Origin of the sequence: Bacillus sp. FSL R12-0074 (assembly GCF_038005725.1) — a bacterium.
GTDB lineage: Bacteria > Bacillota > Bacilli > Bacillales > Bacillaceae_G > Bacillus_A > Bacillus_A mycoides.
Map to the genome: position 1 here is coordinate 2,232,603 of NZ_JBBOTR010000001.1, position 20,521 is coordinate 2,253,123.

Here is a 20,521-nt window from a genome sequence, read left to right on the forward strand (position 1 = left end):
GGGAGTTGTAATATATGGAGCAATTAAAAAAACAAGTTTGTGATTATATTGAGGGTCATGAAGAAGAGAGTGTAAAATTTTTAACACGATTAATTCAAGAAAAGAGCGTATCTGGTGATGAAAGTGGTGCGCAGGCAATTGTTATTGAAAAGTTGCGTGAGTTAGGTCTAGATCTTGATATTTGGGAGCCTGCTTTTAATGAAATGAAAGATCACCCTTATTTCGTATCACCTCGTACAAGTTTTACAGATAGCCCGAATATTGTAGCGACTTTAAAAGGAAGTGGCGAAGGGAAGTCTATGATTTTAAACGGGCATATTGATGTCGTGCCAGAAGGGGATGTAAATCAGTGGGACCATCATCCATATAGTGGAGAGAAAATAGGAAACCGCATATATGGACGTGGAACAACAGATATGAAAGGCGGCAATGTTTCACTTATGCTTGCGATGGAAGCGATTATTGAATCTGGTATTGAACTAAAAGGTGATATACATTTTCAAAGTGTAATAGAAGAAGAGAGCGGTGGGGCAGGAACATTAGCTGCTATTTTACGAGGATATAAGGCAGATGGCGTTATTATTCCTGAGCCGACGAATATGAAGTTTTTTCCGAAACAACAAGGATCAATGTGGTTTCGTCTACATATAAAAGGAAAAGCAGCACACGGTGGTACACGTTATGAAGGAGTAAGTGCAATTGAAAAAAGTATGTTTGTTGTAGAGCATTTGAGAAAATTAGAAGAGAAGAGAAATGGTCGAATTACAGATCCGTTATTTAAGGGGATTCCGATTCCAATTCCAATTAACGTTGGGAAAATTGAAGGGGGAAGCTGGCCAAGTTCTGTTCCCGATTCATTAATTTTAGAAGGAAGATGTGGTATTGCGCCGAATGAGACTATAGAGGCAGCAAAAGAAGAGTTTGAGGGCTGGATTGGTGAATTAAAAGATGTGGATAGTTGGTTTGTAAAAAATCCTGTAGAAGTAGAATGGTTTGGGGCTAGATGGGTTCCTGGTGAACTAGAAGAAAATCATCCACTTATTACAACGCTTCAACATAACTTTGTTGAAATCGAAGGGAACGAGCCGATTATAGAAGCTTCGCCATGGGGAACAGATGGAGGTTTGTTCACACAAATAGCTAACGTACCCACGATAGTATTTGGTCCAGGAGAGACGAAAGTAGCACACTATCCAAACGAATATATAGAAGTTGATAAAATGATTGCTGCCGCAAAAATAATTGCATGTACATTACTAGATTGGTGTGAGGTGAAAAAATGAAATACTATGCATCTTTTAGTGAACAGACAAAGCATTATACAGTAGAAGGGGTTTTAGATTATTTTAATAAACGTATTAGAGTTGATCACTATACAGGAAATGTTGAAAGCATCATACAAACAATCGATGAATTAGCAAAGAAACATTCTTTCACTAAATGTATTATTAAAGGAAAGGGAGAGCATGTTTCAACATGGCTCTCTTTCGGTTTCTTACTGGAAGCAACGATACCTCATTATTTTCAAGGGCACGATGCGCACTTCTTCGTGAAATATCATAATGATGAAAGACGAAATAGTATTCATTGGACTGAGGAAGATACTATTTTAAGTGGTGTAAAAGAAAAAGAAGTGAAAGAAAAAATAGTCCCAGAGGAATTTGTGTTAAGAAAAGCGACAGAAGAGGATGCGGAAGAATTAGCAATTGTCTTTGGAAAAGTATTTGAAGTTTATCCGACACCTTTAAATGATGGGAATTATGTAAAGCAGACGATGAAGGAAGACGATACAATTTACTATGTTTATGAATTCGAGGGGAAAATTATTAGTACAGCATCTGCTGAAATGAACGTGAAAGAAGGTAATGCAGAATTAACGAATTGTGCTACATTACCTGAATATCGAAAACATGGTTTCATGAAAAGTCTGTTAATTAAATTGGAGGAAGAGCTCCAAGAAAAATCTATTTTTTGTTCTTATACAATTGCTCGCTCGCTATCTTTCGGTATGAATGCAGCCTTTCATCAATTAGGCTATACATATACGGGAAGGCTTGCGAATAATTGCTACATTTTTGATAAGTTGGAAGATATGAATATATGGGTGAAAGATTTATCCAGCTATTCGAAAGCAGTAAGACTCCCGCCTCAAAATTCGGCTGTAAAGCAAAGAAGTTAAGTGGGAGTCGGGTTAATAATAAAGCCCCACTGATTAAAGTTTCACTTAACCATAAATAAGCAATAAAAATATATATACATTTCATCAAAATAATAGAACGGAATCGTCATGCTTATAATCGCACAGAGGGTGCCGGAAATTCGGCGTTGAATTTGCTGGATTTTCGGCAAAAGGGGGGATGACATTGCTAGCAGTTTCGACACAGGAAGTCATTGAAGCGATTTTGGGCAGTATAGATGAGGCCATACATGCAGTAGATGAAAATGGGATTACAATATTTTATAATACAGTTGCTGCAAAACATGATGGATCTAAAATTGAAAATGTGCTAGGAAAGCATTTATTAGAAGCATTCCCGTCATTATCCAGAGAAACAAGTACGTTGATGAAAGTATTAGATACAAAAAAACCAATCGTACACCAAGTTCAACATTACCAAAATTTAAATGGGGAAGACGTTTGTACGGTCAATACAACGTTACCTATTTTAATAGATGGAAATATTGCTGGTGCTGTAGAAATTGCGAAAGATTATTCTACTATTCAAAAGCTTACTGATACGATTGTAGATCTACAATCGAAAATAAAACGATCGACTAGCAAAAAAACGGTGAAAAAGCATGTTGCATTCGAGACAATTGTAACTGATGATTCCCGCTTTAAACAGACGAAAGAGTTAGCACAAAAAGTAGCGCCAACCGATGCGAATGTTTTAATATATGGTGAAACTGGAACGGGGAAAGAGCTATTTGTGCAAGCGATTCATGAAGCTTCTAAACGAAAAAACAAGCCGTTTATTGCACAAAACTGTGCAGCTTTGCCAGAGTCGCTATTAGAAAGTTTGCTGTTTGGCACGACAAAAGGTAGTTATACAGGGGCAATCGAACGAGCAGGATTATTTGAACTTGTAGATGGAGGGACATTATTTTTAGATGAACTGAATTCAATGCCGCTTGATTTACAAGCAAAAATGCTACGTGTATTAGAAGATGGAGTTATTCGTCGCATTGGTGATAATAAGACGAGAAAAGTAGATGTTCGCGTTATTACTGCAATGAATCAGCCTCCAGAAGTATGTTTAAGAGAAAATAAAATTCGCACTGATTTATACTATCGATTAAATGTGTTTTCATTATATATCCCGCCGCTTCGCGAAAGAACTGAGGATGTACTGTTATTAGCGTCTTACTTTTTGAAAGAATATAATAAAAGTTATAAAAAAGGTGTACTTCAAATTGATAAGGAAGCGAAAGAAAGATTACAAGCTTATCAATGGCCTGGAAATGTTCGTGAGTTAAAGCATACGATTGAACATGCTGTCATTATTACAGAAGGGAATTCGTTAACAGCAAATTGCTTGCCACGAACATTTCGGAAAGAGAAACTTCCGAAGAAGAAAAGTATATTACCGCTTAGGGAAGCTCTTCATCAAATGGAAAAGGAATTAATAGATCAAGCGTTAATTGAAACGGAAGGGAATATTTTGCAAGCAGCAAAAATGTTAGGTATTCCGCGTCAAACGCTTCAATATAAACTGAGCAAGTACGACAAAACCGCCGAATAATCGGCGGTTTTTGTGTGTTTGCACCAATAAAAGAGCGTTTACATATATAACAAGTAATGAATATGATAGTAAATATCGTTTTAGTACAGCACTTAAAAATATTTATTCTCTTATATAATAGGGTATTTCTCGCATTTACTTATCAAGAATATGAAGTTGGCATAATTATTGCTTATATAAAGGGTGAGCGTATAAAAAGGGGGAATAGCAATGTTACATGATGTATACAAACCAAATCGTCACTGGAAGGATATTGAATTATGGAAAGATGTTACAGAAGAACAATGGAATGATTGGGTTTGGCAATTAACGAATACGATCAAAACTTTAGATGATTTAAAGAAAGTAATTAACTTAACACCTGACGAAGAAGAAGGCGTTAAAATTTCAACGAAAACGATCCCGTTAAACATTACACCGTACTATGCTTGGCTAATGAATCCTGATGACCCACGCTGTCCGATTCGGATGCAATCAGTACCGATTTCGGAAGAGTTATATAAAACAAAATATGATTTAGAAGATCCTCTTCATGAAGATGAAGATTCACCAGTCCCAGGATTAACTCATCGTTATCCAGACCGTGTACTATTTTTAGTAACGAATCAATGTTCTATGTATTGTCGTTACTGTACTCGTCGTCGTTTTAGTGGACAAATTGGAATGGGCGTACCGAAAAAGCAATTAGATGATGCGATTGCTTATATTAGTGAAACACCACAAGTACGTGACGTTTTAATTTCTGGCGGTGATGGACTTCTAATTAATGATAAAATTTTAGAATATGTATTAAAGAATTTACGAGCAATCCCGCATGTTGAGATTATTCGTATCGGAACGAGAGCACCAGTTGTATTCCCACAGCGTATTACAGAAAACCTGTGTAACATAATTAAAAAATACCATCCAGTATGGTTAAATACGCATTTTAATACTTCTATTGAGATTACAGAAGAATCGAAACTAGCATGTGAAATGCTTGCAAATGCAGGTGTTCCAATTGGAAACCAAGCTGTAATTTTAGCTGGAATTAATGACAGCGTTCCAATTATGAAAAAACTTATGCATGATTTAGTGAAAATTCGTGTTCGTCCATATTACATTTATCAATGTGATTTATCAGAAGGTATCGGTCATTTCCGTGCACCAGTTTCGAAAGGTCTTGAAATTATTGAAGGCTTACGTGGACATACGTCTGGTTATGCAGTACCAACTTTCGTTGTCGATGCACCGGGTGGAGGCGGTAAAATTGCGCTTCAGCCAAACTATTTAATTTCACAAAGTGCGGATAAAGTTGTTCTTCGTAACTTTGAAGGGGTTATTACAACGTATCCAGAACCAGAAAACTATATCCCAGGAAGAGCAGAAGGCTACTTTAAAGAAATTTATCCGACTTATGAAGAGAAACGTTCTGATATCGGCGTTGCAGGATTGATGAGTGATAAGAAATTTAATCTTGTTCCAGATGATTTACAACGTATGAATCGCCGCAAAGATTATGAAGTCAATGAAACGCATGCGTCTTTAAAAGATAAACGTGATAAGCGTGATCAATTAAAAGATAAAAAATATCAAGCACAAATAGCAAAGCTAGATGATGACAAAAAAAATGAGGGTGACGTAGTATGAATTGTATGTGGTGTGACAGTACAGAAGCGAAAGAAAGCTTGAATACTGTATATTGGGAATTACCAGATGGTACAAAAGCCATTGAAATCCAAGAGACACCATGTATTACTTGTTCCTCATGTGGAATGGACTATCAAGCAGACCATACTGTAAAAGAAATTGAAGATCAGTTGTTTTTAATTTATACGAAAGATTTGCCAAAACAACTAACATACGAAGAGTTGATGGGAAGACCACGTTTATTAAAAAGGAATTATTTCGACTTTTAACCAGCTTTTATGCTGGTTTTTTTCTTTTTTGCCTTGTATAATGTACCCAAGTTAGAAAGGTAGGGAATATTTTTGAAAAAGACATTTTACCATTATATGATGAAGCACCGTGCAGCTTTATTTAAAAATGAAATATCAGATTTAGCAGAGGCGATGTATGATGATTTAAGTTTTCCGAAGCAATCTGAAGACTATGATGTAATTAGTTCATACTTAGAGTTAAGTGGAATGCTAGAAAGTATGTCTATATTTGATGATGCATGGGATTTATATATACAAGAGAGATAACGATATGAAGTTTTAGGAAAATGAAAGCATAATGAATACATTACTTTGAAAGAAGTGAAGTATTCATTATGCTTTTTTATTTACAATACGTCTTGCTGTTAGAACATAAATAAAAAGTGAAAGCTAGTTTAAATACTAGCTTTTTTAAGTTATATACAAATTCTACTTTTTTATTGAAAAAATTTATGAATATAAGCTTCTGTGATAAGCGTTTTTATGTAGGTTGCATATACTGTTATCAAAATCACGACGTTTAAAAAAGGAGAGATATTGATGGCAAGGAAAAAACAACCTAAATATAACGTAGGGGACATAGTCGTGATTACGCTATATGGAACCGTTGGGAAAGTTACAAATATGAAAGTTTTAGATGGAGTTTACGTATACGAAGTAAATAATCACGATGGATTTTATGTAGAACAAACTTTGCAGCATGTTACAGAGCAAGAAATGAAAAAGGGCGACACAGAGTGGATTGAATTAAATTATAACTTTACGTTTGGTGATCTCGTGCAAGTAACTGGATATGATAAAGATGTTTTTCGTATTGTTGGTTTTCGTACAGAAGTATGGAGATATAAAAATGATGCATGGGAAGATACTATATATGAATTGTCACGAATTACTGATGGTGAATGGTTAGAAGCTGATGAATCAGATTTAACATTACTTGCTAATGCACAAACGGCAAATGCAATTTTGAAGAAAATGAAACAAGATAAAGCTGGTATGAATAAATTAGATTTAGGAAAATTGCAGTCAATTAACAATTCAAAAAAAGTAAGTGTAAAGACGAATCGCCAAGAAATTATTGATGGGTTATTAGATATTTATAATGATTATCATTTATTATTCGATACATTTAAAGATGAAGAATATAAAATTGTTATGGATGTTGTTCAAAATTATTTAGTTAAATTGACAGAGAAAAAATAGTTAACTAGAAAGAGAGAATAAATTGAACAACAACATATGCAGTATAAGGTATGCCTACAATTATTAAAAAAATAAAAAGCCATTTAATAAGAGAGTCTGCCCATTGATCTTCATGCATGAACTCTTCTTTTGTTTGCTCTACTTCGTATTGGTATTCCATTATTATTTCCCCCTTTGGATAGCTTGTACTAACATCGTATGCCCTTTACCTACATGATATGACTTATAAAAAAAGAAAAACTATTTTTCTAATCTCATATACATAATTTTGAGATTTTTTCATAAAACAGAAATAAAGGAGTGATGCTCATGAAGGAAATTGAAGTCGTAATTGACACGGAAGAGATTGCGGAGTTTTTTTATGAGCGACTAATTGAAAGAGGGTACGTTCCAAAAAGAGAAGAAATTGAGGACCTGGCAGATATTACATTTGAGTATTTATTAGAGAAATGCATGATTGATGAAGTTTTTGATGAAGAGGAAGATTGAAAGTAACGGCGGGCTTAACTCGTCGTTTTTTACTCTTTACAAACTTGTCACAAATATAGACAAGAATTGTTGGTATAATTAAAAGAAAATTTTATACAAGAGGTGAAGGGATGTTCAAAAAAATTATTGATTCTTTATTAGGAAAGAAAAAACATCGTTCGTATTCAAGTAGTGATTATCGTCATAGAGGGCGCTCTTATTCAAGTAGCGAGTATAAACGACGTTCATCTGGTTATGGGCATCAGCATTATAAAAGAAAACGTAAAAGCCGTAGCTTCTTTTCAAGTAGCTGATGAAATGGCGTCGTATACTAGCTTTATTTGATAGACCACTGCGAAAAAATACAATCGTTGCAGAGCGTTATAAGATTGAATCAGTAATTGGAATGGGCAGTTATGGGGTTACATATATCGTTAATGATTTGCAAATAAATAAATATAAAGTCTTAAAACAATTAAGGCAAAGTAAACAAAGATATGAGTCTGGTAGAAAATCATTTGAGCAAGAGAAAGTGATTTTACAAACATTAAATCATGCGTCAATTCCTAACCTACATGATCATTTCATATGGGAGAAAAAGAACTTTTTGGTGATGGAGTATATGCCGGGAAAAAATTTCGAAGATTGTATTTTCTTAGATGGCCAAGTATATGATGAACGTGAAGTTTTTGGGATTTTATATGAAGTACTAGGAATTGTTTCGTATTTTCATAGTAAAGGTATCATTCACCGAGATTTACGTATTCCAAACATATTAATGAAAGAAAATCAGATTAGTATTATTGATTTTGGATTGGCTAAATTGAAAGGTGAGGGTGATGAGCGTGCTATAACTTATGAAGGTGAACAAGCTTTGATGCGAGAAGTTCACTTTCGTAGCGATTTTTATGCGCTCGGTCATTTCGTATTATTTTTATTGTATGCTAGTTATGAATCGACTGAAAAAAAGGAAAAACCTTGGTATGAAGAGTTAGCGCTGGAAGAATATAATCGCGACATGCTAATGCGAATGTTACAAATGAAAGCGCCATACTATGAAAATGTACAAGATTTGAAAAAAGATGTAGCTTACGCTTTAGAAAGGATGGAGACTTCATGTTTCAAAAGTTTTTAGCAAGCGTTGGTATTGGTAGTGCAAAAGTAGATACCGTTCTTGAAAAAGATGAGTATATAGTTGGAGAAGAGATAGTAGGGAAGGTTCATATAACTGGAGGTTCAGTTAACCAAGAAATTGAAAGCATTTACTTAACATTGTCGACGTCATATGTAAGAGAAGTGGATGATAAAAAAGTAACGGCAACGTATGATTTGGAGCGAGTTCGTTTAACAGATCCATTTTCTGTAGAGCCAAATGAAAAAGTGGAAATTCCATTTTCGTTTTTAATGCCAATTGAAGTACCACTAACACTTGGAATGAAAACGGTTTGGGTTCATACAGGCCTTGATATTAAACGTAGTATTGATCCAAGTGACCGTGATTATATTCAAGTGTTGCCGAATGCACTATTGAACAGTGTATTAAATAGTGTAAATCAATTAGGTTTTAAAGCGCGTCATGTAGAATGCGAAGAATTACCTTATCGATTACGTAAGCAAGTTCCATTCGCGCAAGAATTTGAGTTTATTCCAGTCTCCGGAGAGTATTATGGGAAATTAGATGAATTAGAATTATTAATTTTGCCAAGTGCCCACGACCGATTAGAAATTATTATGGAAGTAGATAGAAAATCACGTGGATTGGCTGGTTTATTCGCAGAAGCGCTTGATCTTGATGAGAAGGTTATTCGCTTTACAGTAACAAACGAAGATATTCCAACGATGCAGCAAAAAATTAACAATAATATTTTTTAATAAACTATGCATAAAAAAGAAATGGAGAGGAAAACTAAAACAACCGCTCCATTTTTTTGCATAGTGAGGTTATGTATGTGAAACGATACCGACATTTATACTTGTTAAGTTGTACACTACTCATTTGTTTTGTCGCACTATCACTTTCGTATCATACCGCTTGTATTGAAAAATTTGATAATGTAGTCGCACACTTTATTCAAAGTTTCCGAAACGAGTATTTGACAACCTATTTTACTTGGGTGTCCTTTATCGGTTCAAAAAGAATATATTTCCCGTTACTCATTATACTTGTAATGTATTTTCTTCTTAGAAAAAAAATATTAAGTGCATTACTTCTAACAATTAATTATTACGGATCACGTTATTTGAACAGTATGCTCAAACTATGGTATGAACGAGCACGACCTGATGTGACGCAGCTTGTTACAGCAACTGGATATAGCTTTCCGAGCGGTCATACGATGAATGTTACTGCTTTTTTAGGATTTATTGCATACGTCACAATTACAGAAGATCGTATTTCATTGCATAAAAAGTTGCTGATTATTTTTATAGCAAGCTTCGTTGTATTATCTATTTCAGTTAGCCGAATTTATCTTGGCGTGCACTATCCATCTGACATATTAGCCGGATGGGCAGCGGGCGGTAGCTGGCTCGTTTTATGTATTATATTTCATAAGGCGTTCATTAAAAAAGAACCTATGTCATAATAGGTTCTTTTTGCATGGGCTCCACATGAATATGAGCATGGTAAATTCCGAATTTTTTTCGAAGCATATCTTCAATATTGTCAGTAATACAATGGCTTTCGCTAACATCCATTCGAGCATCTACTTCAATTGTAATATCCACATACGTTTGGTTCCCATACATACGAGCACGAATATCTACAATATGTTCTACACCTGAAATATGCCCTATAGCATCAGCGTATTCATCCATTTTTTCAGGATCAATTCCATCCGTTAGCATATGAGAAGCTTCTACGAAAATTTCCCACGCGGTCTTACAAATAATAAGACCGACAAGTAAAGCAGCAATAGGATCCAAAATAGGCATTTGGAACTGTGCGCCGACTATACCTACTACTGTACCAATACTTACAAGAGCATCTGATAAATTATCTTTTGCAGCAGCCTCTAATGATTTACTTTTTGTTCGCATTGCAATCTTTTTCGTATACTTGTATACACCGTACATAACGACAGCAGAAAATAAAGCCACCCAGGCAGCAAGTACATTAGGTGCTGCTTGTTTCGGATTGAAAAACGATTGAATTGCACTAATAACAACTTCTAATCCGACCGTTGCCATAATAAAGGAAGCAACAAGTGATGCGATTTGTTCTGCACGCGAATGCCCATATGGATGATCTGGGTCACGAGGCTTACGAGAAATTTTCAGGCCAATTAATATTGCTAAAGAAGCACCAATATCCGTTAAGTTATTCAAACCGTCAGCACGTAATGCGCTAGAGAGGGTAATATAACTGATGATGATTTTCATAGAGGATAAAAATATGTAGGCTATAATGCTGACAATAGCACCTTTATCAGCTTCTTTATGAGAAAGAGAATCCATTTTAATCACTCGCCTTTCTACAAGGAATTTCTTTCTATACATAGAGTATCAAACGAAACTCGTGTGGGTCTATACAAACATTGTTGACGTTTTATAGCTTTTTAAGAAGGGGATAACAAAGTTTCGTTAAGGAAAAATATGTTGAAAAGTACAAAGTAGAAATTTATCCCGCATTAACGGGCAGTAAGACCCCCACCTCAAAATTCAGTTGGAGCAAAGAAGTTAGGTGGGAGATCAACTGCCCGTAAACGCCCGATTGGTTCAACTAATAATCAGTGGGGGATGAACAAAAACCCCACTGATTAAAGTTTCACTTTATTAAACAATTAATGATGATTATGGCAAATGGAAAGAGGGCGAGAATAATGATTCTCAAAATTTTTTTCATATATATTTTTCGCAAAATGACTCTTTGTAATTCCTCATGTGAGTAATATATAAGAAATGATAACAAAATTCTTCAATAAGAAGAGGAGAAAGCATTATAATATTCACTTTCCAGAAAGAGACAAAGGCAAAGAACAATTTGAAAACGAAAAAAACCTCTGATGATTTTTCAGAGGTTTTTCGTTTCTTAGTATGCTTCTAAAAACTCAGTAACTTGCTCTTCCGTTTTTGCATTTGCACTATGTAAGTGACCTAACTTTTCGCCATTTTGATATACAAGTAGGCTTGGAATACCCATTACTTGATACTCCTCAGCAATACTTGGGAACTCATCTTTATTAATAGAATACCATTCAAATTTATTGAACTCTTCCATTACATCTCCGATAAAGTTGTCCATACGCACGCAATCTGGGCACCATGTAGTAAAGAACTTAACAACTACTGGCTCCTCGCTTGCGATGATGTCTTTGAATTCCTTGTCAGACTTGATTTCTCTCATGTTTTGTTGCTCCTTTTTTACTTATAATATTTGGGGTTATTTAAGCGGTGTTTTTGCCTAGAAACGAAAACTTCTAACAAAAGTTTTTCTTTCCGAATAATTCGTTTGCAAATTGATCCACCGCAGTTTCCTGAAGTCCTGGTACAACATGTGAGTAGGTTTCCAATGTGATGCCTACTCTTTTATGTCCTAATCGTTCACTTACAATCTTCGGATGTATACTTTGTTTTAACATAATTGTTACACGAGTATGTCTCAGAACATGGAACCGAATATCAGGAACCTCACTTTTCTTTATAAGCTTTTTCCAGAGCTGTGTCAAACTTCTGAAACGGCAGACCAAATCGTAATCATTATAGCTTTCATCATATCGCTCTTTTTCCTCAGAGATTTTTTGCAGATGGTCATTTAGTGCCATTAAAGTAATGTCAGGTAAAATCAGCAATCTCTTTCCATTGTAGACCTAAGATTTCACCTTTACGCATTCCACATGTAATAGCAAGAAGATAAGCGATATAATAACGGTTTTCTTTTGCATGTTCTAAAAAACGAAGAACTTCTTCATCGGTTAAAAAGCTAGGGTGTTAACGCTGATTTAGTGGAGAGAGCTCATTATATCACTCTTTCGGAGGAGGTGAGTTAGGATGCGGAAATGGTTAAAGAAACTATTTTCGAAAAAACGCCCACCCTGCATTGTTCGTGAGGAACAATGCAGGGTGGGCTTCAATTAAACGAAACTGATAGGATCTGTGAAAATTGTGCCCAAATTATGCATGGAAAAGGTATTGAAAGAGATGAATAGTACTCTTTACATCTTATTCCATATATAACAAAGCTGGTTAGCTTCTGATTCAAGCGCTATTAAATGATCATTATTAATAGAGTTATTCGTATACATTCTGTTCTTTTGGATGTTAAGAACCGTATAATTCACATCGTTATGTTCATTTGAAAATGTCGATTCGTTTAATAATGTTAGCGTTGAGTTGATGTTGTATTTATCAATTCGCTCTTTTTTTCCTTTGAAAAACAGTTTGATAAGATGCGGCTCATCATTAATGAGCAAACCGAGTTCAGGTGATGAGCGGACGATTAAATCATCTGATATCCAATGTGATTTACCTGGATCGAACCAAGAGATGTCTTTGTTTTTAATAAATTTTTTGTACTGTTTTATGACATCAATATAGTTTTGCTTTTTCTTCTGATCAACCGTTTGCACTAATGTTTCGAAACATTCAAAAGGTAGTTCGTTTTGATGAAATTTAATAACAGTATCTCGTAATTGTTTCCAGTAATCAAAAGCTGGTTGGTATTCCGGTTGAGATTTTAGATTTTTTACAAAGTTTGTTTTAGCTGCACTACTTTTCAGTGTGAAGTCTAAAAATTGTGTAAGTCCTACTTTAATTTCTGCCATATTACACCCCCTTTTCAAACATTACTAATTCGATAATGGAAAGGAAAATCCTGCATTCTTTAAGGAGGTGAGCTAGATGCTAGAAAACACGATATCCATGCACAATGGCTACGGCAAAGCTGATCCGCAAGAACAAGAGGGAATTATTACAACTTCTATCGATATCGAAAAGTTACAAGATGTCATAAGTCGAGCGGTAGTGATTTTGCAGGAGTGTCCAGAAGATGCTGAACTTGATGATTTAAATGGGAGCATTAATGAAGCGTTGGAATTGTTACAAAAGTATTTGGGGCAATAAAAAAGGACGAGCAGTCGTACCTGCTGTCCTTTATAGGAGGAAAATTATTCTGGACTAGAACTACGAATAACCAGAAAACGCGCTTTTAACCAGTGTTGTCAAAGATGTAATAATCTATGCAACATAAAAGCTTAGTCGGAATTCAAAACACCAAAATGGCTTGCGTTGGTAAACAGGCTCAAAAGTAGTATATGCAAAATGAAAAATCCCATACAAAAAGCAGACAACAATTTTGGTTGTCTGCCTGTGAGTTGAATGAGTTAGCTAATTGTGATAAATTGCTTTCCCATTACAAGAAGAGTGAAGCTGCTAGTTCAAACAGCTTGTAGGTAGTATTTTCGATATCTAAAAAAATATACAGAGAAAGCAGATAGGTGAAGAACCTGCCTGCTTACTACTGTAACAAAAGAAAGAAGTACTAGCCGTGGATACGACGGCTTGAAAATAGTATGTATTTTTATTTAAAAAATATTCAAGGGGTGAAGAAACATGGAGTGTTTGATAAATGGTGTCTATGAAATAGATAATGATTTTTTTGGTCCAATAAACTTTGCTAATGTTGTAGCTGTTTCATCCATAATTCAATTGAGTGCAGGGGATTTAGTCGAGATTTTTGCACAAAGTAGCGTAGCTGGAGTTATTAGTAATGTAGAAGATAGTACGCATTTTGAAGCTGCAAGATTCCCGTCTCCAAAAGTATAAGTGGTATGAAACCTTGTAAGTAATTTAATATCAGGACATTCCAAAATTTATACTCATCCTGTACAAGAACGGATAATTTATTTGTAGTGCATGAAGTATTTTAACGGTGTACAAGCTGTTTTGAAAGTGCTGGATAAATGAACTATGTACTGTTAAATAGTGTCTGATGATTGTAAACGAAACAGTCGAAGAAGAGTAGCGGTGTATGCAAAAAGAAATGCATGATGTTTAGGTAAAGAAAGCTTACTAGTTAGGGGATCTTACCGATTTAGTTTATGAAAAAAGGCCCTGTTGTCTCCAACAGGGCCTTTCCTAAAATGGCAAAGAGTAACTCTTACCTTACTCCTTGTCCATAGAATACACAAAAATTATACGTTTGTACAGGTCAATAATTTACAATAATAATATTTGAATATAATGCTTACAGGTAATTCTAAAGGATGAAAAAGTATTTGTTATAGAGTAAGTGTTGATTTTAAAGTGTTTCAAAGAGAATGTTTACAACTCAATGATAATAAAGGGATATTGAAATAATAAAATATGAAATATTGCATATCTCACTTAACGATATAATCTATTCAATAATAATAAAATCGTACAGAGGAGTTTTTTCTGAAAATCCGAGTTGATGAAACTAGATAATTTGTATTACTGATTTAACCAGAATATTACATGAGTGCTTTGTTTTTAAAAGTTATACTTTCTCTTCGCTCTGCCTTATGGTGGAGCATTTTTATTTTTGTAATCGCAATAACTTGTCCAAACTTTCCAAGTCTAGCATACATATTATGCAGTAGTAGATTAGAAAGGAGCACTATATATGTCTTGTTATTACTACTGTAAGAATTGTGAGAGTTACCAAAAGAAAAATCATGATTGCTGTAAAAAAAGAAGTGATTATTATAATAAGTGCGGTAAAAGATGTGATGACTGTTCTTGCGATCATAAGGAGAATAACCTTGTAAGAGCATCTGCTTTTAGAGCTGTAAATACAGTTAATCAAAACCTTCCAGCTAATACTTTTGTTAAAGTATTATTTCAAAATGAACAATTTGATTTAGCGAACGAATATAACCCAGCAACATCAGATTTTACTCCGAAGACTAGAGGAGTTTATTCCGTAATTGGGACGATTGGTTTCTTTCCGAACGATACAAATTTAAATTATAGAGCGCGTGTAGAAGTTCGAGTGAATGGAAATGCGGCAATTGCTATAGATAACGACTTTTTTGGTCCAATAAATTTCGGTAATGTCGTAAGTGTTTCAACAATACTTCAATTACATGCAGGTGATATTGTCGAGATTTTTGCACAAAGTAGTATAGATGGGGTTATTAGTAGTACAGAAGACGGTTCTCATTTTGAGGCTGCAAGATTCCCATCTCCAATTGTATAAATATTAAAAAGGAAAAAATTTTATTAACTCTGCTTTTCGGTGGAGTTTTTTAATTTCATAATAGCAATAGCTCGTCCAAACTTTTTAAATTTATTTTGCATAGTATACAACAATAGATTTAGAAAGGGGATATAAATATGTCTTATTATTATTGTAAGCATTGCAATGGCTATAAAAAGACAAAGCATACTTGTTGTAAGAAGAGTACAGATTATTACGATAAGTGTTGTGATAATGAGAAAGATAAACTTGTAAGGGCATCTGCTTTTAGAGCGGTTAGTACAGTAAATCAAAATGTCACTGCAAATACTTTTGTTAAAGTATTATTCCAAAATGAACAGTTTGATTTAGCGAATGAATATAATCCAGTAACATCAGATTTTATTCCGAAGACTAGAGGGGTTTATTCTATTATTGGTACAATCAGCTTTGCACCTAATGATAGTAATACGAATTATAGAGCGCGTGTAGAAATTCGGGTAAATGATAATCCAGCTATAGCGATAGATAATGACTTTTTTGGTCCACCCAATTTTGCAAATGTCGTAGCTGTTTCAACAATACTTCAATTACATGCAGGAGATGTAGTTGAAATTTTTGCTGAGAGTGATGTAGATGGACTGATTATACAAAATGATCCAGGGTTTATTAGTACGCATTTTGAAGCTGCAAGATTCCCATCTCCAATAAAATAAAAGACATGTTTGTGATTTATGGACTATTTTTTTAAAAAAGGCTCTACCTTATGGTAGGGCCTTTTAGTTAAAGGTGTTAAATTGGTAATATATTAAAATAAGTTCATAACCACTTGATAAGCAACACCTAGAGTTAATACGATAGCTAACAGTTTTGCTACCCATCTCGGTGCAATTAAATTTAGTAAAAGGGAATGACATATACTAAATGTAATGCCGAGTGTTAAAAGAATTGCGATAAGATATAAAATTAATAGGAATAAAGGTTGCTCTATGGAGCCGAAGTCAATTTTGGATGGATTCATGTAATATGTACCTCGTTTTTTATTAATATATTAATGAAATAATGAAGAATACAAGGAATTGGAAGAGTAATGTAATAAATACTATAAAAGTAAATTTGAAGTTATGGATGGAGTAGATAAAGTAATCTTTGAAAGACTATTCAAAGCCAACATTTGTTTAAGTTTAATATACAAGAACGAATGTTCTTGGTATACTGGAAAATAAAAAAGGTGCGTTTACATGACAAATTTTAGTAATATAATTGAAAAACTAGATGAAATGATTTACAAACCTAATAATCTATTAATTACTAAACGAAAAGAAGAAAAGCAAAATTCAGAATATGCAGGAGGGGTATTCCAGCTAAATAATAGAAGCATCCGATTTAGGGTATCAAAAATTACGCCTAATAAGATTGGACAATTTGTTTCTTTTTGGGAGAAGAATGCCTCTATGAGCAATCAGGCATTTTCTTATGATTCAGCTCCTAACCTTTTAGTTATCACTTGTATAGCGGATAATAAACTAGGACAATTTATTTTTCCAAAAGAGATTCTTCTAAAAGAAAAAATATTAAAAACTCAAAATCAAAAAGGGAAAATGGCTATGAGGGTTTACCCTATTTGGGATAAACCTATTAGTAATCAAGCTAAGAAGAGTCAATTGTGGCAACTTCATTATTTTGTCGATTTAAGTGATACTGAAAATGTAGCTACAGATAAATTATTAAACTTATATTCATAGCACATAATAAGAAAAAATTGAAATATTCAATGTTCGTTCAGATGATATTTGGAAATATTAACAGGGTAAGCCGTTAAGTAAAGAATAAAAAAGGAGCATACAAATAAAGTATGCTCAAAAAAAGATAGGTTTTATGAGTGGAGAATCTCCATACGATAATATATGCGCATTTCATTAATATGTGTAAAATATCAACAAAATATCAACAGAATATCAATTAATGAGTTATTTTAGTTTTTTAATGAAGTCATGTTTTGTGAAATGAAAAAGAGCCGTTTCTTTTGAAAGATGCGGCTCTTTTTATTATTTTGTTATCGTACTGTTCGAAATGATAAATCATAAAATTATACGATTAACAATTTGATAATGATCGGACTTCAGTTATATATTTCTTGAAGTCTGGATATTGAGATACAGTTTGGCAGGTAGGGGTGAGTAGTTGATTAATTAAAGATACATTTGTAATTACTTCGTTACAAGGACCATAGAATGTAACTTTTAGCTTTGAATTCGGGGGAACTTTGAATACGATGGGGATTTTTTTCATTAAATAAACTCCTTACATAACAGAGGTTATATGTTTATTTCCTTTTAATTAGGAAGACATATTAATATAATATGTAATTTTTATTGTAGTTGATTATTACATATACTGTATGAGTTGATGTAATTTCTATTACGTATCAAAATAGTGTTGTGAAAAAATATATATCATGTTTATAAAAAGCTTAAAAACAGACTAATATGAGGGAATAAGCGTTAATTAACTTGTCTTTATATAATAAATTGTAAAAAGGCAGCTTTTTTTAGCTGCCTTTTTACAGGGAGATTGAAAAATCTTGGAGGTCATTCATGAGTATAAGCAAAAATTGCTTATATGTAGTATGTACATTATTTATAGTTTTATCCCAATATTTAGTATGAAATAAAAGCAAGTTTATCGTTTACAAATGAAAAAAAAGAAGGACTTATTTATTACGGATAAAAAGAAATTATTTAGTTTTAAAAAATGATGAAAATATATTTATTTGTCTTATAGAAGCTTGCTATTAGGCGTATGGGTCTAGCAATAAAACAAGCATTGAATAAGATAATAAAAAGGAGTTGATTAGTAATGGGTTATATTGTAGATATTTCGAAATGGAATGGAAATATTAATTGGGATATTGCAGCGTCTCAGCTAGATTTAGTTATTGCTAGAGTTCAAGATGGTTCGAATACGGTCGATTTTATGTATCAAGGTTATGTGAAAGAAATGAAGAAACGTAGTATCCCATTTGGGAATTATGCATTTTGCCGTTTTATATCTATTTCAGATGCAAAAAAAGAAGCGCAAGATTTTTGGAATCGTGGCGATAAAAACGCTAAATTTTGGGTGGCAGATGTAGAAGTTCAAACAATGGTAGATATGCAAGGCGGGACTCAAGCATTTATTGATGAATTACGCCGATTAGGTGCAAAAAAAATTGGTTTATATGTAGGACATCACACGTATGTATCATTTGGAGCTCGCAATATTGATGCTGATTTTATTTGGATTCCTCGTTATGGAGGGAATAAACCAGCATATCCTTGTGATATTTGGCAATATACTGATTCAGGAAATGTTCCTGGTATTGGAAAATGTGATTTGAATCAATTAATTGGGAATAAAAATCTTTCTTGGTTTATAGGTTCAAATCAAACAAATCAATCTAGTATTGGAGACAGTAAGCAACCAAGTGGAATTGGTATTGCAGTTTCAAAATATGATGATGGATACGGCATTAATTTATATGAAAATCCTGCGAATCCGCAATTTATAGGAAGACTTACGAAAAAAATCCCATATTTAATCTATAAAGGTTATTGGGGAGGTGGCGAAAAAGATATGATTTGTTTAGGTGGTGAACAACAGTGGGCTAAGTTAGAACATTTTAATGTACAATGGTTTTATGCATATTCAAAGTACACACCTGGATATGAAATTAGAACGTACGATGGGCCAAACGGGAATGATACAGGTGCGGTCGATGGGAAGGTCCCTTATCGTATTTGGAATCGTCAAGATGGATATATAGATATAGATGGGAACAAATGGATCAAAGAAGAACATGTGCAAATTAAATAAAGCTTGTCTCTGGCATGAAGAGAAATACTTGCAGAAAACACATTGATTTCACAATAGCGCTGTATAGTTCCTAATATACATTTATCAAAGTGAGGTATTTGAATTGAAAAAGAAAAAGCTATTTATGGGAACTATTATTGCATGTGTGGCGCTAACATTGTCTGCGTGTGGTTCCTCAGAAAATGTTGCAACATCAAAAGTAGGAAACGTGACAGAGAAAGAGTTAAGTAAAGAATTAAGGCAAACATATGGAAAAAGTACTTTATCTCAAATGATGTTAAATAAGGCATTGCTAGATAAATATAAAGTTTCAGATGAAGAAGCTAAAAAACAAGTAGAAGCAGCGAAGGAACAAATGGGTGACAAGTTTAAAGTGGCTTTAGAGCAAGTAGGATTAAAGAATGAAGATGAATTAAAAGAGAGAATGAAGCCAGAAATTGCACTTGAGAAAGCGATTAGAGCGACTGTCACAGATAAAGATGTGAAAGATAACCATAAACCTGAAATGAAGGTAAGTCACATTTTAGTAAAAGATGAAAAAACTGCGAAAGAAGTAAAAGAGAAAATAAATAATGGTGAAGATTTTACTGCTTTAGCGAAACAGTATTCGGAAGATACTGGTTCAAAGGAACAGGGCGGAGAAATAGCTGGTTTTGCTCCTGGTCAAACTGTGAAAGAGTTTGAGGAAGCTGCGTATAAATTAGATGCAGGACAAGTAAGTGAGCCAATAAAAACATCTTATGGTTATCATATAATAAAAGTGACGGATAAAAAAGAATTGAAACCATTTGATGAAGTAAAAGATACGATTCGAAAAGATTTAGAACAACAAAGACTGCAAGATGCGACAGGTAAATGGAAACAACAAGTAATCGATGATCTATTGAAAGAAGCAGATATTAAAGTAACAGATAAAGAATTTAAAGATACATTTAAATTCTTAGATGAGAAATAAGGTTTAGAAGAAAAACAGAGATTTAGCATAATGCTATATTTCTGTTTTTTTGTTTTCAATAGAAAAGGGAACTCATATAGAGTTCCCTTTTCGCGTTAGTGTGTGAGTTATAAATAGATAGTAAGACAATACAATATTACATTTAAATATTAAGAATTACAATAGGAAAATTTGGATGTAGATAAAAGGAATAAGTAATTAAATTCGCAAAATGTTGAAATGATAATGTTTTAGTTAATTA

26 protein-coding genes and 1 pseudogene are annotated in these 20,521 nt (G+C 33.7%); 19 read left to right on the top strand and 8 right to left on the bottom strand.

Annotated elements, in window-relative coordinates:
- The first annotated feature begins 14 nt into the window (after positions 1–14).
- The 7 genes from NSS97_RS11700 to NSS97_RS11730 all read left to right on the top strand — a co-directional run bounded on the left by NSS97_RS11700 (position 15) and on the right by NSS97_RS11730 (position 6,865).
- Positions 15–1,283: a peptidase gene (locus tag NSS97_RS11700; protein WP_002012655.1), complete on the top strand. Its 1,269-nt coding sequence runs from the start codon at positions 15–17 to the stop codon at positions 1,281–1,283.
- Positions 1,280–2,179 carry a putative beta-lysine N-acetyltransferase gene (ablB, locus tag NSS97_RS11705; protein WP_107887476.1) on the top strand — a complete coding sequence of 300 codons (900 nt, stop codon included), beginning with the start codon at positions 1,280–1,282 and terminating at the stop codon, positions 2,177–2,179. Before NSS97_RS11700 ends, ablB begins: the two co-directional genes overlap by 4 nt.
- Positions 2,180–2,357: 178 nt before the next feature.
- A complete protein-coding gene (rocR, locus tag NSS97_RS11710; RefSeq protein ID WP_002012652.1) occupies positions 2,358–3,743 on the top strand; it encodes an arginine utilization transcriptional regulator RocR in 1,386 nt (461 codons plus the stop codon).
- A gap of 210 nt (positions 3,744–3,953) precedes the next feature.
- A complete protein-coding gene (ablA, locus tag NSS97_RS11715; RefSeq protein WP_002012651.1) occupies positions 3,954–5,372 on the top strand; it encodes a lysine 2,3-aminomutase in 1,419 nt (472 codons plus the stop codon).
- Positions 5,369–5,641, top strand: coding sequence for a YokU family protein (locus NSS97_RS11720; RefSeq protein ID WP_002085797.1), 273 nt, complete (start codon positions 5,369–5,371; stop codon positions 5,639–5,641). The genes ablA and NSS97_RS11720 overlap by 4 nt, the downstream gene beginning before the upstream one ends.
- A gap of 72 nt (positions 5,642–5,713) precedes the next feature.
- Positions 5,714–5,929, top strand: coding sequence for a YozE family protein (locus NSS97_RS11725; protein WP_002085796.1), 216 nt, complete (start codon positions 5,714–5,716; stop codon positions 5,927–5,929).
- A 273-nt stretch (positions 5,930–6,202) separates the two neighbouring features.
- A complete protein-coding gene (locus NSS97_RS11730; RefSeq protein ID WP_044441863.1) occupies positions 6,203–6,865 on the top strand; it encodes a hypothetical protein in 663 nt (220 codons plus the stop codon).
- Positions 6,866–6,869: 4 nt separating this feature from the next.
- Here the strand turns inward: NSS97_RS11730 and NSS97_RS11735 are convergent, their stop codons facing one another.
- Positions 6,870–7,025: a DUF3930 family protein gene (locus NSS97_RS11735; protein ID WP_002018281.1), complete on the bottom strand. Its 156-nt coding sequence runs from the start codon at positions 7,023–7,025 to the stop codon at positions 6,870–6,872.
- A 149-nt stretch (positions 7,026–7,174) separates the two neighbouring features.
- Between NSS97_RS11735 and NSS97_RS11740 the strand changes: the two genes are divergently transcribed.
- The 5 genes from NSS97_RS11740 to NSS97_RS11760 all read left to right on the top strand — a co-directional run bounded on the left by NSS97_RS11740 (position 7,175) and on the right by NSS97_RS11760 (position 9,918).
- On the top strand, positions 7,175–7,354 hold the full coding sequence (locus NSS97_RS11740; RefSeq protein ID WP_002012644.1) for a YozD family protein: 180 nt from the start codon (positions 7,175–7,177) through the stop codon (positions 7,352–7,354).
- Between the two features lie 110 nt (positions 7,355–7,464).
- Positions 7,465–7,647: a hypothetical protein gene (locus tag NSS97_RS11745; protein WP_341112600.1), complete on the top strand. Its 183-nt coding sequence runs from the start codon at positions 7,465–7,467 to the stop codon at positions 7,645–7,647.
- Entirely contained in the window at positions 7,647–8,468 is an 822-nt protein-coding gene (locus NSS97_RS11750) for a serine/threonine protein kinase (RefSeq protein WP_088032870.1), read from the top strand. Before NSS97_RS11745 ends, NSS97_RS11750 begins: the two co-directional genes overlap by 1 nt.
- On the top strand, positions 8,450–9,205 hold the full coding sequence (locus NSS97_RS11755; protein ID WP_044441857.1) for a sporulation protein: 756 nt from the start codon (positions 8,450–8,452) through the stop codon (positions 9,203–9,205). The genes NSS97_RS11750 and NSS97_RS11755 overlap by 19 nt, the downstream gene beginning before the upstream one ends.
- A gap of 77 nt (positions 9,206–9,282) precedes the next feature.
- Positions 9,283–9,918 (top strand): phosphatase PAP2 family protein, encoded by a 636-nt coding sequence (locus NSS97_RS11760; protein ID WP_044441855.1) that lies wholly within the window; start codon positions 9,283–9,285, stop codon positions 9,916–9,918.
- Here NSS97_RS11760 and NSS97_RS11765 read toward each other — a convergent pair.
- The 5 genes from NSS97_RS11765 to NSS97_RS11785 form a co-directional block, all read right to left on the bottom strand.
- Complete coding sequence (locus tag NSS97_RS11765) at positions 9,908–10,789, bottom strand: cation diffusion facilitator family transporter (RefSeq protein ID WP_002085782.1); 882 nt, start codon at positions 10,787–10,789, stop codon at positions 9,908–9,910. The two genes, NSS97_RS11760 and NSS97_RS11765, sit on opposite strands and share 11 nt — an antisense overlap.
- A gap of 574 nt (positions 10,790–11,363) precedes the next feature.
- Complete coding sequence (locus NSS97_RS11770; RefSeq protein WP_001206934.1) at positions 11,364–11,678, bottom strand: thioredoxin family protein; 315 nt, start codon at positions 11,676–11,678, stop codon at positions 11,364–11,366.
- A 73-nt stretch (positions 11,679–11,751) separates the two neighbouring features.
- Entirely contained in the window at positions 11,752–12,123 is a 372-nt protein-coding gene (locus tag NSS97_RS11775; RefSeq protein WP_002085781.1) for a tyrosine-type recombinase/integrase, read from the bottom strand.
- Positions 12,107–12,193 carry a hypothetical protein gene (locus NSS97_RS11780; protein ID WP_324287142.1) on the bottom strand — a complete coding sequence of 29 codons (87 nt, stop codon included), beginning with the start codon at positions 12,191–12,193 and terminating at the stop codon, positions 12,107–12,109. Before NSS97_RS11780 ends, NSS97_RS11775 begins: the two co-directional genes overlap by 17 nt.
- A gap of 293 nt (positions 12,194–12,486) precedes the next feature.
- Positions 12,487–13,095 (bottom strand): hypothetical protein, encoded by a 609-nt coding sequence (locus NSS97_RS11785; protein WP_044441853.1) that lies wholly within the window; start codon positions 13,093–13,095, stop codon positions 12,487–12,489.
- 76 nt (positions 13,096–13,171) lie between these two features.
- On the opposite strand from NSS97_RS11785, the gene NSS97_RS11790 reads away from it, so the two are divergent.
- The 4 genes and pseudogenes from NSS97_RS11790 (at position 13,172) to NSS97_RS11805 (ending at position 16,186) form a co-directional block, all read left to right on the top strand.
- The gene (locus NSS97_RS11790; RefSeq protein ID WP_002141667.1) at positions 13,172–13,393 is read left to right on the top strand and encodes a hypothetical protein; all 222 of its coding nucleotides are present in this window, start codon (positions 13,172–13,174) and stop codon (positions 13,391–13,393) included.
- Between the two features lie 516 nt (positions 13,394–13,909).
- Positions 13,910–14,095: pseudogene (locus tag NSS97_RS11795) on the top strand (hypothetical protein); the annotation flags it as partial.
- A gap of 820 nt (positions 14,096–14,915) precedes the next feature.
- Positions 14,916–15,491 carry a C1q-like domain-containing protein gene (locus NSS97_RS11800; protein WP_002012631.1) on the top strand — a complete coding sequence of 192 codons (576 nt, stop codon included), beginning with the start codon at positions 14,916–14,918 and terminating at the stop codon, positions 15,489–15,491.
- A 137-nt stretch (positions 15,492–15,628) separates the two neighbouring features.
- On the top strand, positions 15,629–16,186 hold the full coding sequence (locus tag NSS97_RS11805) for a C1q-like domain-containing protein (protein ID WP_002031830.1): 558 nt from the start codon (positions 15,629–15,631) through the stop codon (positions 16,184–16,186).
- A 92-nt stretch (positions 16,187–16,278) separates the two neighbouring features.
- Here the strand turns inward: NSS97_RS11805 and NSS97_RS11810 are convergent, their stop codons facing one another.
- On the bottom strand, positions 16,279–16,491 hold the full coding sequence (locus tag NSS97_RS11810; RefSeq protein ID WP_044444164.1) for a hypothetical protein: 213 nt from the start codon (positions 16,489–16,491) through the stop codon (positions 16,279–16,281).
- Between the two features lie 220 nt (positions 16,492–16,711).
- Here NSS97_RS11810 and NSS97_RS11815 point away from each other — a divergent pair, with 220 nt between their 5' ends.
- Positions 16,712–17,215, top strand: a complete 504-nt coding sequence (locus tag NSS97_RS11815; RefSeq protein ID WP_002012628.1) for a MepB family protein — start codon at positions 16,712–16,714, stop codon at positions 17,213–17,215.
- A gap of 352 nt (positions 17,216–17,567) precedes the next feature.
- On the opposite strand, the gene NSS97_RS11820 is transcribed toward NSS97_RS11815, so the two are convergent.
- Positions 17,568–17,762, bottom strand: coding sequence for a hypothetical protein (locus NSS97_RS11820; protein WP_002085768.1), 195 nt, complete (start codon positions 17,760–17,762; stop codon positions 17,568–17,570).
- A gap of 567 nt (positions 17,763–18,329) precedes the next feature.
- Here NSS97_RS11820 and NSS97_RS11825 point away from each other — a divergent pair.
- Together NSS97_RS11825 and NSS97_RS11830 are read left to right on the top strand one after the other, a co-directional pair.
- Positions 18,330–19,325, top strand: a complete 996-nt coding sequence (locus NSS97_RS11825) for a GH25 family lysozyme (protein ID WP_107887478.1) — start codon at positions 18,330–18,332, stop codon at positions 19,323–19,325.
- A 103-nt stretch (positions 19,326–19,428) separates the two neighbouring features.
- On the top strand, positions 19,429–20,280 hold the full coding sequence (locus NSS97_RS11830) for a peptidylprolyl isomerase PrsA (protein WP_341112613.1): 852 nt from the start codon (positions 19,429–19,431) through the stop codon (positions 20,278–20,280).
- Positions 20,281–20,521: the final 241 nt, after the last annotated feature.

Excerpts from the sequence above, each read along its gene's own strand:
- NSS97_RS11765 (WP_002085782.1), bottom strand. The coding sequence starts at position 10,789 with ATGGATTCTCTTTCTCATAAAGAAGCTGATAAAGGTGCTATTGTCAGC.
- rocR (WP_002012652.1), top strand. The coding sequence starts at position 2,358 with ATGACATTGCTAGCAGTTTCGACACAGGAAGTCATTGAAGCGATTTTG.
- NSS97_RS11820 (WP_002085768.1), bottom strand. The coding sequence starts at position 17,762 with ATGAAAAAAATCCCCATCGTATTCAAAGTTCCCCCGAATTCAAAGCTA.
- NSS97_RS11755 (WP_044441857.1), top strand. The coding sequence starts at position 8,450 with ATGTTTCAAAAGTTTTTAGCAAGCGTTGGTATTGGTAGTGCAAAAGTA.
- NSS97_RS11720 (WP_002085797.1), top strand. The coding sequence starts at position 5,369 with ATGAATTGTATGTGGTGTGACAGTACAGAAGCGAAAGAAAGCTTGAAT.
- NSS97_RS11740 (WP_002012644.1), top strand. The coding sequence starts at position 7,175 with ATGAAGGAAATTGAAGTCGTAATTGACACGGAAGAGATTGCGGAGTTT.
- NSS97_RS11785 (WP_044441853.1), bottom strand. The coding sequence starts at position 13,095 with ATGGCAGAAATTAAAGTAGGACTTACACAATTTTTAGACTTCACACTG.
- ablB (WP_107887476.1), top strand. The coding sequence starts at position 1,280 with ATGAAATACTATGCATCTTTTAGTGAACAGACAAAGCATTATACAGTA.
- NSS97_RS11745 (WP_341112600.1), top strand. The coding sequence starts at position 7,465 with ATGTTCAAAAAAATTATTGATTCTTTATTAGGAAAGAAAAAACATCGT.
- NSS97_RS11815 (WP_002012628.1), top strand. The coding sequence starts at position 16,712 with ATGACAAATTTTAGTAATATAATTGAAAAACTAGATGAAATGATTTAC.
- ablA (WP_002012651.1), top strand. The coding sequence starts at position 3,954 with ATGTTACATGATGTATACAAACCAAATCGTCACTGGAAGGATATTGAA.
- NSS97_RS11770 (WP_001206934.1), bottom strand. The coding sequence starts at position 11,678 with ATGAGAGAAATCAAGTCTGACAAGGAATTCAAAGACATCATCGCAAGC.
- NSS97_RS11730 (WP_044441863.1), top strand. The coding sequence starts at position 6,203 with ATGGCAAGGAAAAAACAACCTAAATATAACGTAGGGGACATAGTCGTG.
- NSS97_RS11800 (WP_002012631.1), top strand. The coding sequence starts at position 14,916 with ATGTCTTGTTATTACTACTGTAAGAATTGTGAGAGTTACCAAAAGAAA.
- NSS97_RS11790 (WP_002141667.1), top strand. The coding sequence starts at position 13,172 with ATGCTAGAAAACACGATATCCATGCACAATGGCTACGGCAAAGCTGAT.
- NSS97_RS11810 (WP_044444164.1), bottom strand. The coding sequence starts at position 16,491 with ATGAATCCATCCAAAATTGACTTCGGCTCCATAGAGCAACCTTTATTC.
- NSS97_RS11825 (WP_107887478.1), top strand. The coding sequence starts at position 18,330 with ATGGGTTATATTGTAGATATTTCGAAATGGAATGGAAATATTAATTGG.
- NSS97_RS11735 (WP_002018281.1), bottom strand. The coding sequence starts at position 7,025 with ATGGAATACCAATACGAAGTAGAGCAAACAAAAGAAGAGTTCATGCAT.
- NSS97_RS11805 (WP_002031830.1), top strand. The coding sequence starts at position 15,629 with ATGTCTTATTATTATTGTAAGCATTGCAATGGCTATAAAAAGACAAAG.
- NSS97_RS11750 (WP_088032870.1), top strand. The coding sequence starts at position 7,647 with ATGAAATGGCGTCGTATACTAGCTTTATTTGATAGACCACTGCGAAAA.
- NSS97_RS11700 (WP_002012655.1), top strand. The coding sequence starts at position 15 with ATGGAGCAATTAAAAAAACAAGTTTGTGATTATATTGAGGGTCATGAA.